At 40.4% G+C, this 15,189-nt stretch carries 15 protein-coding genes and 1 tRNA gene; 1 reads left to right on the top strand and 15 read right to left on the bottom strand.

The annotated features are described in order from the left end of the window. Positions 1-334: 334 nt before the first annotated feature. Complete coding sequence (locus MKI79_RS06825) at positions 335-2,965, top strand: Lon protease family protein (RefSeq protein ID WP_407651593.1); 2,631 nt, start codon at positions 335-337, stop codon at positions 2,963-2,965. Between the two features lie 451 nt (positions 2,966-3,416). On the opposite strand, the gene MKI79_RS06830 is transcribed toward MKI79_RS06825, so the two are convergent. From MKI79_RS06830 to MKI79_RS06900, 15 genes are all read right to left on the bottom strand, one after another. Beyond that, positions 3,417-4,100, bottom strand: coding sequence for a helix-turn-helix domain-containing protein (locus MKI79_RS06830; RefSeq protein ID WP_241571326.1), 684 nt, complete (start codon positions 4,098-4,100; stop codon positions 3,417-3,419). 125 nt (positions 4,101-4,225) lie between these two features. Next, positions 4,226-4,783, bottom strand: a complete 558-nt coding sequence (locus MKI79_RS06835; RefSeq protein ID WP_241571328.1) for a hypothetical protein — start codon at positions 4,781-4,783, stop codon at positions 4,226-4,228. 59 nt (positions 4,784-4,842) lie between these two features. After that, complete coding sequence (locus tag MKI79_RS06840; RefSeq protein ID WP_241571330.1) at positions 4,843-5,196, bottom strand: hypothetical protein; 354 nt, start codon at positions 5,194-5,196, stop codon at positions 4,843-4,845. Positions 5,197-5,199: 3 nt separating this feature from the next. Then, positions 5,200-5,460: a hypothetical protein gene (locus MKI79_RS06845; RefSeq protein ID WP_241571334.1), complete on the bottom strand. Its 261-nt coding sequence runs from the start codon at positions 5,458-5,460 to the stop codon at positions 5,200-5,202. A gap of 478 nt (positions 5,461-5,938) precedes the next feature. Further along, positions 5,939-7,225, bottom strand: a complete 1,287-nt coding sequence (locus MKI79_RS06850) for a Y-family DNA polymerase (protein ID WP_241571335.1) — start codon at positions 7,223-7,225, stop codon at positions 5,939-5,941. Between the two features lie 13 nt (positions 7,226-7,238). Beyond that, entirely contained in the window at positions 7,239-7,727 is a 489-nt protein-coding gene (locus MKI79_RS06855) for a LexA family protein (protein WP_378235208.1), read from the bottom strand. A 170-nt stretch (positions 7,728-7,897) separates the two neighbouring features. Further along, positions 7,898-8,557 carry an SOS response-associated peptidase gene (locus MKI79_RS06860; RefSeq protein WP_241571337.1) on the bottom strand — a complete coding sequence of 220 codons (660 nt, stop codon included), beginning with the start codon at positions 8,555-8,557 and terminating at the stop codon, positions 7,898-7,900. 289 nt (positions 8,558-8,846) lie between these two features. Next, positions 8,847-11,093, bottom strand: a complete 2,247-nt coding sequence (locus tag MKI79_RS06865) for a DUF3987 domain-containing protein (protein ID WP_241571339.1) — start codon at positions 11,091-11,093, stop codon at positions 8,847-8,849. Continuing rightward, complete coding sequence (locus tag MKI79_RS06870) at positions 11,090-11,371, bottom strand: hypothetical protein (protein WP_241571341.1); 282 nt, start codon at positions 11,369-11,371, stop codon at positions 11,090-11,092. Before MKI79_RS06870 ends, MKI79_RS06865 begins: the two co-directional genes overlap by 4 nt. After that, positions 11,364-11,720: a hypothetical protein gene (locus tag MKI79_RS06875; RefSeq protein WP_241571343.1), complete on the bottom strand. Its 357-nt coding sequence runs from the start codon at positions 11,718-11,720 to the stop codon at positions 11,364-11,366. The genes MKI79_RS06870 and MKI79_RS06875 overlap by 8 nt, the downstream gene beginning before the upstream one ends. Further along, positions 11,717-11,944: a helix-turn-helix domain-containing protein gene (locus MKI79_RS06880; protein ID WP_241571345.1), complete on the bottom strand. Its 228-nt coding sequence runs from the start codon at positions 11,942-11,944 to the stop codon at positions 11,717-11,719. Before MKI79_RS06880 ends, MKI79_RS06875 begins: the two co-directional genes overlap by 4 nt. A gap of 2 nt (positions 11,945-11,946) precedes the next feature. Next, the gene (locus MKI79_RS06885; protein WP_241571347.1) at positions 11,947-12,156 is read right to left on the bottom strand and encodes a helix-turn-helix domain-containing protein; all 210 of its coding nucleotides are present in this window, start codon (positions 12,154-12,156) and stop codon (positions 11,947-11,949) included. 119 nt (positions 12,157-12,275) lie between these two features. After that, positions 12,276-13,391, bottom strand: coding sequence for a hypothetical protein (locus MKI79_RS06890; protein ID WP_241571349.1), 1,116 nt, complete (start codon positions 13,389-13,391; stop codon positions 12,276-12,278). Positions 13,392-13,553: 162 nt separating this feature from the next. Next, positions 13,554-14,888: a tyrosine-type recombinase/integrase gene (locus MKI79_RS06895; protein ID WP_241571351.1), complete on the bottom strand. Its 1,335-nt coding sequence runs from the start codon at positions 14,886-14,888 to the stop codon at positions 13,554-13,556. Positions 14,889-15,062: 174 nt separating this feature from the next. Continuing rightward, positions 15,063-15,147, bottom strand: a tRNA-Leu gene (locus MKI79_RS06900). Between the last annotated feature and the right edge of the window lie 42 nt (positions 15,148-15,189).

Here is a 15,189-nt window from a genome sequence, read left to right on the forward strand (position 1 = left end):
AAGTGTTTCTGAAATATTTGCCCAGAGTGATTGGAATCGTTAAAAGTCCATTTATATCACTCAAAATACGCACTTAACCACAGATTAAGCGAACCGTAGAATGTACAATTTGACACAATTCCACATTCATCGTTGTACTTTGATTTTAAATGATAAATCTACGCTAAAGAGTGACAATCTGTTATGTTTTATCCAAGTCATCTCTACTTGCCGATTTATCTTAGATTTTCACTTGAATTAAAGCAATAAAACTGTCACTTTAATAGTGAACGCAATACTCTTTTTTATGGATTAAATTGTGATTAACAATCAAAAATCAGCGCATAATACTCTCATTGATTCTCAACCTTTATCACAAGACTACACCATCACCAACCAAACTCTGAAAAACAGTCCATTGAAAACCAATCAAGTCAGCGCCCTGACAAACAAAGAAATCTTGCATACCATTCAGCACACCAAACTCAATGTTGCACAGCTCACGCATTTTGCCGATTTAGATAAGATTCCTGCATCGACACGACGTATCAAAGCACTGAATGACTTCCTTGGTCAAGATCGTGCCAAAGCGTCCGTTGAAGCAGGTCTAAGCTTACCTTATTCAGGCTACAACATTTTTGCCGTAGGTACCGCAGGACTCGGTAAACGTACGATGATTAAGCGTTTACTCGCACAACATGCCAAAACGCTACCAACACCATCTGATTGGGTCTATGTCAACAACTTCCACGATGCACGTCAGCCATCAGCACTTGAGCTTGAAGCAGGTCAAGCGCCGAAGTTTCAAAAAGCCATGCATGACATGTGGGGCGCAATTCTACAACAATTAGAACGCCGTTTTAGTGCGGATACATATCACAAACAAATCGAAATGATTCGTGGTCAAGTCAGTCAACTTCAGCAAGAAGCACTCCTTGAACTGACCCAAGAGGGTGAAGCACTGTCTTTAAAATTGGTGTCGAAAAACGAAGAACACATCTTTGTTCCAGTACACGATAGCAGCTCAGAAAAAGCTCAACCTCAAGAAATGAGCCAATCTGACATCGACGCATTGAATCCCAAAGATCGTATGAAAATTGCATCGAATATCAGCTATATGGATAAGAAGTTGCAACGTCTTGGCTCAACACTTGGCGGTATGGAAGATGTCGCACGAGATAAAGTCATTGACCTCAATCATGATATTGCTAAACAAGTGGTCGAACCCAAAGTTCAAAATATTTATAAACGCTTTGAAAATGTTGAACATTTGGCAAATTATCTTAAAGCCTATGCCAAGGATATTATTGAGCATGTCGAGCTGATTTTGGATCGTGAGGAAGAAGATTTTAGCCCAACCACATTCAACCGTGTCCCTGCTCGCTATCAAGTCAATGTTATAACAACGCACAAAGCCAACTCGGGCGCACCTGTGATTTTTGAAGACTTCCCAACGCATTACAATCTGCTTGGACACGTCGAACAACTTACCCAAATGGGCACCATTACCACAGACTTTACTTTGATTCGCTCAGGTGCTTTGCATCGAGCTAATGGTGGCTTTCTGATTCTCGAAGCCGAACAAATGCTTGAGCAAGCTTACGCATGGCAAGGGCTAAAACGTGCGCTAAAATCTGGAAAATTAAAACTATCCTCGCTGGAACATATGTTGACCTTAACAGGCAGTATTTCTATTGAGCCACAATCAATTCCCCTGACAGTCAAAGTGATTCTACTCGCAGAACCACAGATTTATTATGAAATCTTAGACTATGAGCCTGAACTCGGTAGCGTATTTAAAATTCGTGCTGATTTCACTGACACCTTACCCCGTACCGAAGCCAATGAACAGGCTTATATGCAACTAATTGCAGACTATGTACAGCGTGATAAATTGCGTCCATTTGATCGTTCTGCGCTTGCTGCATTACTCACTGACTCCAGTCGTCAGGCGGAAGATCAAAAATCACTGTCCCTGCATGCTTCGACACTTGGTGATTTGATTCGTGAAGCGCATCATCATGCCCTATTGCAAGATGCCAATACCGTGACCGCAGAACACATCAATATGGCATTACAACATCGTCAATATCGTCTTGGATATTTGCGAGAGCTCTATTGGCAAGACCTGTCACGTGGTACGCAACTCATTGAAACTTCAGGCTATCGCTTGGGTCAGATCAATGCACTTTCGGTTATCCATTATGCCGATGTGGAGTTTGGCTTACCATCACGTTTAACCGCTTCGGTATACCAAGGTGGCGGCGATATTCTCGATATTGAGCGCAGTGTCGAGCTTGGTGGCTCACTGCATGCCAAAGGCGTTCTACTCATGTCCAGCTTTTTAAAAGCACACTTCGGACGCACGCAAACCCTACACTTCTCTGCTGCATTGGCTTTTGAACAAAGCTACGGCGAGGTCGATGGCGATAGTGCCACAGTGGCGGAGCTTTCTGCGCTCATTTCCGCAATTAGCCAAATTCCAATTGATCAATCTTGGGCAATCACAGGTTCAATGAATCAACTTGGACAAGTACAACCAATTGGTGGCGTCAATGCCAAAATCGAAGGCTTCTTCGATGCCTGTAAACTACAAGGCTTCTCAGGTTCTCAAGGTGTGATTATCCCACGTCAGAACATGCAACATCTAATGCTTCGCCAAGAAGTCATTGATGCGGTGAATGAAGATAAATTCCATATTCACGCCATTGATACCATTGACCAAGCCTTAGAAATCCTCATGTCACGCCCTGTTGGCACATTAGATAAAGATGGACAGTACAGTAAAGATTCGATCTTTGCAGCCGTAATGGAACAACTAAACTACTGGCAAGCAGTCGAAGATGGCGAGATCGAAGAGCCTAAAAAAGCCAAAAAGAAAAAACCAAAAGATGATAAAGCGAAAAAAGAGAAAGTCGCAGAAACGAAAGTGACTAAAAATAAGATGATCTCACGCAAACAAAAATCAAAGATGAAAAAGAAATAATGATTTTAAGGAATTAAACTAAGCCAGTAATTCGTTACTGGTTTTTTATTGAAAAAATAACTAGATGAAAAGTTTACAGACTTATCGCAATTTCTAAAATCTAAGAAAAAACAAAAAAAAATGTTTGAAATGACATATATATAGATCAAAAATTAAAGAAATGATAAAGCTAGAAAATTTAATGCATTTTGTGGTTTAAACAAAAATATAAAGGCAATTAAATTGAAAACTTATTTTTATACTACAGGCACAGTCTCATTAAAATAATGAACACTATGGTGGGACGGAGAGAATCGAAGTCTATCGCAATATATTGTTTTTATTATTATAAAAAATATTTACCCTCATCCTTACCCTCTAGCTTATCCTTATTATTGATTTTAACCCCCATTACGAAAAGGTCACTCTATGACTAAACATTAGCTAGTTATAGCTAGATTACAGCTAGTTTTTATTTCACCTCCATGTCTGTACCCAACTCATTAAAAAACTCCGTCAAGTTTTCCAATCGTCCCAAGTTTGATTTCTTCGGCTTGGTAGCTTCTTCCATCAGGTCATCGACAAATAATTTCTCGTTGGTCATTTCAGGGTCACGCTCAATGAGTGAATCTAGGTACTGGTAATTTTTCACATTTTGCTGAGCAATGTATTTTTCACAAAGTTGTACCCTGTGCATCATTTCCTTAATGACTGGATTCACTGCACCCTGATCTAAACAATGTTGAATCAGTTTTTTATTAAAGTCGATCAGCTCCAAGACACTGTTGTCATTAAAATGTGTTAGATGCGCTATGCTAGCTTCGGATAAGCGTTCAATGTAATTACTCACCATCGTTACCGACCGTTCGGCAATAGCATTGTATAAAATCGCCACTTGTGACAATTTCGGGTCAATATCAGGCTCACCAGTAAAGCCAAGTACCCAATCTGCGGACACACCATAAAACAAACATAATCTAAGTAAAATAGCTGAGTTTGGTAGCCTACCATTCTCAATTTCACTGATACGGTTTTTGATCGGTTCGCCCCAAATATGCACGCCTACGTCCTCCTGTCGCACCTTTGCCATTGTGCGAGCAATTTTCAAACGCTTGCCTACTGATTTCGCTGTCTTTTCTTCAATAAAAGCGGTCATTTGGAATACCTTAGATTAGGGAGTATTTGACTTGTTATACTGATTTCGCACCCAACGCCTTAATGGTGTGCTACCACATGGCGCATGACTGAATCCACAATACAATCATGCGCCATGCTCTTTTTTTAAATACCTACAATTACGTTCAACTGCACTGCTTTGGCTTCGCTGTAAATATCATCAATACGTGCCTGAAGCTGTGGCATAGTGATGCGTTTAGCTTGGTAAACTTCCTGTTCAGCCTTGTCAAAATCAAACGGCGCTTTCATTTCAATAACAGCCTTGATCTGCTCATTTGAAAGGTCTGCTCGTCTTAACTCCCAATAGATACCATCTCGTGCATTTTTGGCATTTTTGATTTGATTGCTTACAGTCGTTGCAATCGAACGTGCTTCACTTAATTGCTTATGAAGTTGCGCCAGTTCATCGGCATGATTACTGATATGGATGTCGTAGGCTTCAAGTGCCTGCTGGGTAGTCGCCTTGTAATTGGCTTCCTGTTGATCAAGTTCAGCATTCATCTGTAAATACGCATCATCTACGCTGATATTTTGCTGTTCTGCTCGATGAATAATTTCTTGTGCTGTCGCAGTATATGCACCACGCTCGATGAGTTTTGCAAGGCGCATTGTAAGCGGATAACTAAGGCGCACGGCTTTGGCTCGATCATCTAAATTAATCATGAAAAAAATCCCACTGGTTAAAATGAGATTTCATTATTCATTAGTTCGTTTAAGCCAATTTAGCCAGTTCCAAAAACCTTATCATCAGTGCATTTACGAATATATTCTTTAGTTTGCTTATAGCTCTCCTCAATCATTGTTTTAAGCCGTTCCTGTTGTTCAGGCGTATCAGCTTGTCGGTATGCTTGCTCTAGTTTGCTCGATTGGAATTGCATTGAGATAACACGGTCTAGCTGTCTAGGTGTCAATAGTGCAAGTCGTTTCACTCTATTTTTGGAGGTAATCCGCTTGCCCTCTATGGTCTTAGCGCCTGTAGATTTTTCCCACGGCTTAGATGCTAGGATTCGTTCACGCTGTTGTCGTCTGCGCTCATCAGTCCATGCTAGTGCGTGTTTATTGGATTTACCTCCCATTGGTCAATCCTCCTCAATGAGTTGCATGTGGGCTTGGTGCTGTGCTTCTTTCACAATTGCCGATAGCGTACCAACGGACATGACAATCACACCTTTTACACCTTGTTTGCGTAGCATGTGCGCCCTTGTGCCGAATAGATTGCCGTCATCAACTAGCTTGACCTCAACAACTTTAGATGACTTATCATTGACGGCTAATTTTGGGTAAACTCTGTTAGGGTCAAGCGCATAAGATACGATTACAAATTTCTTGATTTCAGTCATTTTTTTAGCTCCTTAAAATGTCAAAAATGAAAAATCACAAGTTCAATCAAACTAAAGAATAATGTAAAAAAATGACGGCAATTTCTGACATTCCAAGTTGCGTATATTAATGATTATTAAAAGATTACTGATTAAAAAATGACAAAAGGTAAAAATGTAAAAAACTAGTGCAAAAAGGGTATGTAAAAATGTCAAAATCTAAAAAGTGACTTATGATTGATTTTTCTGCACCCCCAAGTATCAGAAATGCAGAATTTTACTTGTATTGAAAATGCAATCAATCTATTGCTGTGTAAGGCGTTTAATAGGTTCGGTACGGTCTTGAATTGGTGTGCTGTCTATGTGAAATTACCTTGATGTACCTTGATGACTGCGCAATTTTGATCATACCTTTAGCTATTGGGATATAAGGCTTTGGGCGGACAATGATGTTGTTTTTGATCACACCTTATCATATTTACACTTAAGTTGCTCACTTCTAACGAACCTTCAAAAAGCTCCCTACACGAAATGGATTAGCACTTAACTTTTCACGGCTCATTTGCCAGTTATTATTTTTATTATGCACCGCACCCAATGACAATTTCGCTTTGCCAAATTTATCATGCACATTTTCAAAAGTTGCCATCAGCCGTTCAATTTCTTGAACCTGTTGCATATCTGTGAGTAAGTCATAAGTATGTTTTGCTTTCGGTTCAAGGCACGTTAAAACCACACCACACTTTTTAAATCGAATCCCTTTTTCATAGAGAGTTGCAATCATCTTTGAGGCATATCTAGTCATCAAAAGTAAATCATCAGTCGGTTCGGGAAAACTAAAAGATACTGACTTGTTATAAAACGGCATACTTTCATCGAAAGGATTTGATTGTACAAAAACCATCATACAACCACACAAGAGCGCATCATCTCGCAACCGCTTAAACGCATCTTGTACATACGCACGGATTGCCGACTTTAAATCGACTAATTCAGTCACACGCTGTCCGAAAGAGCGACTAGAAATGATTTGTTGCTTTGCATCGGGTGTATGTTCAATCTCGATACATGACGTACCTTGTAGCTCAAGTACGGTTCTTTGCATGACTACTGAAAACTGCTTCCGTATAAAACTATCATTTGCACTAGCCAAGTCCAATACATTAGTAATACTGATATTTTGCAGTTTCTTACTGTGCTTACGTCCTACTCCCCACACTTCGCTTACATCAATTTGTGAAAATATATCTTCTTTTGAGGTTAGACTCATTTCATAAAGATTACAAATTCCGTCATATTGCTGATTTTTCTTTGCAATGTGATTGGCTATTTTCGCTTCGGTTTTAGTCGCACCGATGCCAATGCACACAGGTAGGCTTAACCATTGCCAAAGTCTTGCTTTGATCTTCTGCGCCATTTGATCGAGGTCAAAGTTACGATGCCGTGTTAAGTCTAAAAAACATTCGTCAATTGAATAAATTTCTTGCTCGCCTAGACCGACAAAATCAAAAAGGACGCTGTGAAATCGACGTGACATTTCACCATACAAGGCATAGTTACTTGATAGGACTTGGATTTGATGCTGTTTGATCATGTCTTGCATCTTAAACAATGGTGTACCCATCTTTATGCCTAAGTCTTTGACTTCCTGACTCCGTGCGATTGCACAACCATCATTATTAGACAGCACAAGAACAGGCACATTATTCAGCTTAGGATTAAACGCACGTTCGCAACTGACATAACAATTGTTGATGTCTACCAGTGCAAATATTCGATTTTGCATGATACTGACTCAACTATTTACGCTTACGCAGGGGCTTGATAATACTGGTGACAACTCCCCATATTTGCAGTTCTTGACCATCAAGAAAGTGTATGTCTGAGTATTCAGGATTTTCGGCTTTGAGGTAAGTTTCTTGCGGAGTAATGATGAGTCGTTTAACGGTAAACTCATTATCTACAAGCGCAATAACAATCTCACCATCGTGCGCATTTAAGCTCCGATCAACAATTAATTGATCGCCCACATCTATACCAGCATTGAACATAGATAATGAATTGACTTCAACAATGAATGTTGCCGATTGGTTATCAATCAAAAACTCATTTAAATCAATAGAGCGGTCGATATAGTCATTCGCAGGGGACGGAAAGCCTGCCGATACTCGATCAAGTACAAAGGGTATGCTCACAGTAGTTCTTGCAACTACAGGGCGAATATCGTGCGAAGAAACACTTTCAAGTAAGGCGTTTAAAGTCGGGCTTGGACTGCCATTTTCACCCATCAGATTTTGCAATGAACGCCATGCACCATCTGAGAAATAGACTTGCAATTTCTTAGTCATATTAGAACTCCTATGCAACTTGGCATGTTTGAAGTTATCTGTAATGAATAGGATACGGCGATTTGCAAAAATGATGCAACGACTATAAACCCAATAAAATCAACTGAGCGTCAAAATAAGTCGTGCTGTGGTGAGATTTTTTGAGGGCGAGGCATGTGTTTAGCCGTAAATTCGTCTGACATGTCGAGGAAAAAATCAGGTGCAATTCTATGATTTGTATTCAGCCAGTCTTTACGGTGTTGTTCAGGGATGATAATTATTGAGCGTTTTTCATCGTTAGGCTGGTGAAATTGGGACATGAAAGGATGCTGGTCTGCATTGATCGTGAGCATGGTCATTGAGCGCACTTGCTGACCGTCTATCGTGGTGTTTTCAAACAGCCCAGCTACGGTAAAAGGCTTGCCATCTTTTCGGAATATTCCCCATCGCTGTGCTTTACCATCTATGTATCGAGGTTCATAGATAATTTCTACAGGAATCAAAGCAAATTGATTGTTTTGCCAAGCGTGGCTAAAGCTCGGCTTCTCATGAACAGTTTCCGTGCGAGCATTGTAGGTATAACGGCAAATATCTAAACTCTTTGCCCACTTTGGTATTAATCCGAATTTTACATTGCGCCATTCAATGTTTGCAGTATTTGGGTTATGAAAGAGTAAAGCACTGTCATGACTCGGATAAATGTCATCACCAAGTTCAAAGTTTGGCGTTTGCAAGTCAAGCCCAAGTTGTAGAATCTTGGGCTTGCTGATCGGCTTAAAGTTGGCGCACATTGATACTTAATTTAATGATCCAGTTTAATTAAAGAAACCATATTACATTGAGAAAGTCGAGCATTCCCCTAAAAGTACAATACAAAAAAACCTGCTAATTCTGCTAATTTCAGCTATAAGTCTTATGTACCAATAGTTATAGCTTAGCAATACCCATGCTAACTCTTTGCTAATTCTGCTAAATCCCTGCTAATTAGCAATGAATTAGCAACTTTTAGCAACCGATTAGCAAGCCGTATGCTATTACCAAAGCTATACACTTCAATTGATACAGCCATTTTTAGCAGAATTAGCAAGTTTTTCGGCAATATGGATTAAAAATAATGTAATCCTTGTTATTGATTTGCTCGATTTGGATGTAATTTGCATCAATCAAGTGTGTAAGGATTTCGTTATAAATTACGCCATTTCTAAATTTAGATGGTGCATATTGTCGGATGGATGATTTTAAAATCTTCTCCTCATTTTGTTTAAGCAACCAGTCCAATAATTCTTGTGCATCAGATTTCTTGAGCGTTTCAACCTCTGCATAACGCAACCATTCACTAAGCGAATGCCTTAGCACTTCACAAGCACTTTGCATGATCTCGCCAGTGATTATGCTCTGTACCTCAAAATACGCCAGTACCGTAGCTAAGCGTCTAGCGAGCTGTGGCGCTCGGCTTGCGAAAGGTTGAATATATTCATATCGTTTGCCTTTAGCCTGCAAACGCTCACACTCGTTGTAGAAATCAAGCTCTACGGTGTTGGCTTCATCACTCATGGGGATAATTGGGCGTGCTGGCGTGTCGCTGTCTATCTGCTGTGATTTGCGCTCATAGTCAAATAGTGGCAATAACTCGGTGCATCGTTGCCAGTAGGCGATTAGTCTAGGGTCTTTATTGGTGTGCCTTGTTTTATTTCTGAATGCGCTGTCCTGCGTGCGTTGCCCTGCGAGATTTTCAGGTACGGTTAAAATGAAGCGTGGTAAAAAGCCTTGTTCACGTAGCAATGGGTCTTTGAGCGCATCAGATAGCACCTCATGCTGTCCCTGTAAGTTGAATGCAAGGCGCACGTCATCAGCTCTGCCACTACCATTGATATTAGATTTTCCACGTGTGCGCTGTGTAGAACCATCATCAAATAGCTTGGTAAATCCGCCTAGTGCATTTCTTGCCGTGTCACCTTTCATAGTGTGACCGCCAAAAAATTGCCCTGCTTCATCACTGCTGATTGACGCATTAACAATATTGCCATCAATATAAAGTGCTGATAGTGACTCAAAAGTGACATCGTTAAATATGCTCGATGGGTCGCACGGCTTTGGATTGTCCGCAAGGAAAGCACCTTGTTCTTTTTTACTGGGTAGTGCATTGAGTTCACTTTCCCATGCTTCAAGCTCAGCCTTATAGTCGTTGTATGCTTTGCGTTCATGCTCTGTTATAACTTTATTTGCAAGTGACATACTGCTACTTTTACGGCTTCCACTTTTGCCCTCAGTTAATAGGAATAAACTGCACGGCTCACCGATACCGCAAACATCATTCGGCTTCGGTGCGTTTACTGAACGCTGAGCGAGGTGCGTAGCTGTGGCTAGAACACACTGCACCGTCATGGCGATAGGTGCTTGCACATATTCAGATATGGCAATGCTGGCATCCTTAATCAGTGTAGGCAAAGCGTCTATAGGGTATGGATTAGGCTTTAGCTCGATGTTTTGCGAAAGTGGTAGCAGTGCGTCCCATGTCGGGCTATAATTATTCTGCTGTGTAATCTGCTTGCGTACAGATTTAAGGGCTTGAATATCTGTCGTGGTGTTCAAGCCTTTTTCATTTCTAGCCGATTCATCTTTCTGTAACGCTTCATCAATCAATTCTTGCACCTCTGCATTATCCATAAACACAATATCTAAATCACTATCAATAAATCGCACCTTGTAGCTCGCTACGGCGTTTTTCAGTGCGTCATGTAGCTTCGGGTACACTTGCGAATAGGACACCATATACAAGCGGTTAAAACCAGCTTTTGATAGCTGACTGCACACCGATTTAATTAATCTGCATTCGTGGTTTGAAAACTCGTTTTTCACTTCATTACTGAGTTCTTCACTCGACACACAGAACGCCACACTATAGCCGTTGTCCGCCAGTTTTAAGGCGGTATGTAGGTCGTAAGCAATAAATATCGGCTTTGATTGCTCAAAACTCCCAAAGCGTGCAAACGCTCTAGGCTTGTGTTCAGGGTGTATCTGCGTGCGCTTGCCAAGCTCCATAATGGCAACTTGTTTTAACTCTCCCTTGCCGTTGCACAGTGGCAAAAGCAAAGGCTCGTGATACTTCGTACCGTTGATTTCAGGATTGCTAAAGTCGAAGTGCAGTGCTTGCACGATGTTGGGATTATTCCCAGTAGCAAACAACGCATGATTTAAGCGTCTTTCATCATTTGACTGTACCAATTCCGCAAGTTCTAACCATTGTTCAGGTGTGGTAACTTCGGCTTGTAGTGGTTCGAATAGGTCGGGCGTAGTGTCCCAGTCGGTTTTAACATTGGCTGTCATACTTCACCACCATCAGAAAATGCCATTGGTAACAGTTTTTCGATAAGCTCTAGTCGGGTCTGTATGTCGTGGATAAGGTTCGCCACAATGTCATCTCTGACCGCAAGTTCTGCACCCTCATCAAAGCAATTAAATGTAGCTGTTGCGAGGTTCTTTGTACTTTCAACCAATTGGTGAATAACGTCTTGTGCATGATGTGCATCTGCGTCTTTATGTGGGACAAAAAATTGGCTTGCACAGTTTAATGACACAGTGATGTTTTGATTTGAATTAGGCATGAGTATGCGCTCCTATGGTCTTGATAGAAGCCTTGCCGTTTACTGCTAAATAAAGGTGGCAAAGCTGAAAAGGGTTAGCAGACTGGTGACATAGGAAACCAGCACATCCGTAGATGTCCCTCTCCAGCTTCGCCATAGAGATATGCGAACGCATAGAGATATTACGCACAAAAAAACCACTGGTTATAGTGGGCTGTGCGCCTATGTTGTCTTGATAGCCTGCTAAAGCTAGCCCAACTGCTTTATGTTGGACGGTATTAGCATAACTTTCATAAGTACACGATGCAACTAGAATCACCGCCATAAACCACAAAATAACTGCTATTAGAAAACCACGAAGAAGCATCATGCTTGCATCTCCTCAATCAATTCATATCGTGCGTGATAACCGCTATTGTGTGTGTTGGGTTCATCGTGCTTAATGATTTCATGACCACTTTGGCGCAAGCGAAAAATCACATCACTAAGGCGGAAACAACCAAATTTATTGAGTGCTTCAATCGGGGTGATGGTGTTGCCTGCTTGCATATAGGCTAGGACTAGAGCCTTTTGCGATTGCTGTGTAATCTTCATGGTTATGCTCCCTGCGCTTCGGCTTTCTTGCTGTTGTGCCATGCAACGAGGTCGGCATAGTCAAAGTACACGGCTGATTGTCGTTTCGTGCCTTGCTTGATTGACTTAGGAAAATCAGGGTCGTTGTTTTGCAGATTGCGCAGGGTGTCACGTGAAATGCTTAAAAGTTCACATGCTTGCTTGTAGGTCACTCGGATTGGTGTAGGGTGCATTGAAATAGCTCCATTTGCTGATTTATGGAGCTAGTATGTGTATGTTTTTATTATTAAAAAATATCTTTGACTTATGCTAAATATATTTAACGGTTTAAACTATCTGTGTTCACTATATTTTAAGTATTTGATTTTTTTCTTCCTTTTCTTTGAGATTCAGGCGGTGCAATTGGTCTAAGCCACGTCTTTAATGAGCTAGTTTCTTGTGGTAAATCATCTTTACAAAAGTCAACCATGATTGCATAAACCCTGTTTGCCATATCTCCAATTAATATATTTTGATCATCATTCCATAAATTCAGTGCAATTATGCGTGCCATTCCCTGCCTGTCTTTTGCAAGTAAATTTCTTCTATATATACCAGTAATTTGAGCGTCACTATCAGAATCTTGAATATTACTCATCGCTTCCAATTCTTGAATAAGTTGCTGTGCTTGGGCTAGTTGGTCTTTTAGTTGTGTAATTTCGGTATTCAGATTATCAAAATTTGGCTCATTTTGCTGAACAGATGGAGTACCAAAGGTTGATTGGTCTTGTGATGAAAATTTATCGTTAAAACCATCAATAATATGATTTTTATCAAATAGAAATTTTTGCAAAGAAGCTCTAGGAATATCTCCATCTGCATCTTGTATCAATTTCTTGGCTTTTATTCCTTTTTTTATAGTTTCAACTGCTTGCGTATGATCTCCATAATTCCAACTGTCATACCGTAAATCTCCAGAATCAATTAAAGCCTGTATTTGCCCAGCTTCGTCATTAGAAATAAGGCACGCCGCCTGAACAACTGTAAAGAAGTCACTCAGTGATAATTTTCTGATATGGTCGGGTGGTGACATGCTGTTACTTTCATTTTGTGTATTATTATCCAGCTCGGCTATTGGTTTAAAACCAAGAAAATCAGACCTTAGAACATAACTACGCTCATATTTCAACTGGAGCTCATTAATTGCTGATTCGACTTCGTTATCACTTGCAAAAACATTGATACTCATTAGGTTATTAACTAAATCTTGTAATCGAGTCTCTGAATAAAGCATAGATTTTTCGCTTATTCTTAGAGAACGATCAGACTCATACTGCTTTAACTTCCCAGCTATCTCAATATTTTCTAAATATTGACCAATCTCGCAAGGCTTGTCATTAGGCGACTGATTTCTTAGAAATGAAATGATCTCAAAAAAACTTATATATTGCTGTTTGATCGCACTTCTTGTTTGGTCTAATAGTGCCATTAATGCCCCCAAGCACACCCAATAGAAAAATAGAATAAGCGTTAAGCCAATGCGATTGGGATACGCACTTTCGGGAGCTAACCTAGACTTAACGATTAAATTATATTCGATACTACGCCATATAACAGCATAAAAGGTAATCATTTAATACACATATTGACGCTATGCTTTTCTAAATTGGATAACTTCGCTTTGATCAAGTGCTAGCTTGGTTTGAACGCCATAATCGTGCGGACTGATATAGCCTTTTTTATTTTGCTCAAGGTAGTTACTCCACCAGTACATCATATCTTTACGTTCTTCTAAAAACTCCGCCATGTGCGTGTAAGCCAATCGGGTCTTGTCACGTTCCTTATGGCTCATTTGCCGTTCTACTGCGTCCTCACTGAACAAAGTGGATTGAATCAGCGCACCACATGCCATAGTACGGATTCCATGACCGTCAATCTCGGTTTGCGTGTCATAGCCTAAAGCTCTAAGTAACTTCGTCACGGTGTTTTCACTGATAAATTTTTCAGGGTCGTCACGGCTCGGGAATACGTTTGCACAATGTCCGCTATAAATCTTAATCTCCTTGAGAATCTCAATCGCCTGTGGTGATAGTGGGACAAGATGATTTTCACTCATCTTTGCACCTCGATCAGAATAACGCACCCCATCGACATACTCCCTTGATGCAGGGATTACCAATTGCTTTTTATCAAGATCAAATTCACTCCATCGAGCAAAGCGCACCTCTGACGAACGTATGAATAGATGCAAGGTCAATGAAAGGCAAAGTTTAGAAAGTGGCAAGCAACGATTATGTTGTTCAATACGGTTTAACAACTCATTCAAGCGGTGATGCGGTAATGCAGGGTGGTGTTTGACTTTTCGAGCTGTGATTAATCCGTCTAACTCACGTGCAGGATTGTGCCTAATGTAGTCATGCTGAATGGCAAAGGTGAATATCCGCACTAGGTTTGCCCTTAAATCTCGTGCGACACGATTAACGCCTTTATTGTCGATAATGGTTAATGCTTTGGTCAGGTCGTGCGTTCTGATTTCTTCAATAGGCAATTCACCAATCAAAGGGAATAGATGATTTTCAAATTTACGTAACGTCTTATGACCTGTATCACCGCCCCACTTTCCTTTAGCAGTTTGTTCGGTATGCCATAGCCGTGTGACTTTTTCTAATGATGTGGCATTGTCGAGCTTATCCTGTTCTATTTGCAATTGCTCTCTAGGGTCGAGCTTATCGGCAAGCATTGCTAAATATTCTGAACGCTTCGCACGTGCATTTTTTAAGGATAAGGCAGGATATTCGCCTAGTGTCAAAAGAATATCTTTTTTAGTAATTGGGTGCGGATATTTAAAACGCCATACTTTCTTTTTAGAGGGTAATGCACGAATTTCTAAAATAAGCCCATTGCCGTCATACATACGAACAAGCTTATCCTTATTCTTTAAGGAATCAAGTAAGGTCGGGGATAATGGTGTAGTTTGCTTAGCCATCTGCTCAGGCTCGAAAAGATTTTAAGGATAAAGTATATCGCTTATCCTCTAGCTTATCCTTATTATTTGATCTAATAGCCAGTTAAGCATCTGCATAGAAAGTTAAGATTTGGAGCTAAGTGTATTGAATTATAATGATATTTCTGTATATTTCGGCATGTAACTTTATGTAATTGGTGGGGACGGAGAGACTCGAACTCTCACACCTTGCGGCGCTGGAACCTAAATCCAGTGCGTCTACCAATTTCGCCACGTCCCCGATGTGTTGCGTATATTAGCAATGAGTTTTTCAATTGCCAAG

Origin of the sequence: Acinetobacter sedimenti (assembly GCF_022601685.1) — a bacterium.
GTDB lineage: Bacteria > Pseudomonadota > Gammaproteobacteria > Pseudomonadales > Moraxellaceae > Acinetobacter > Acinetobacter sedimenti.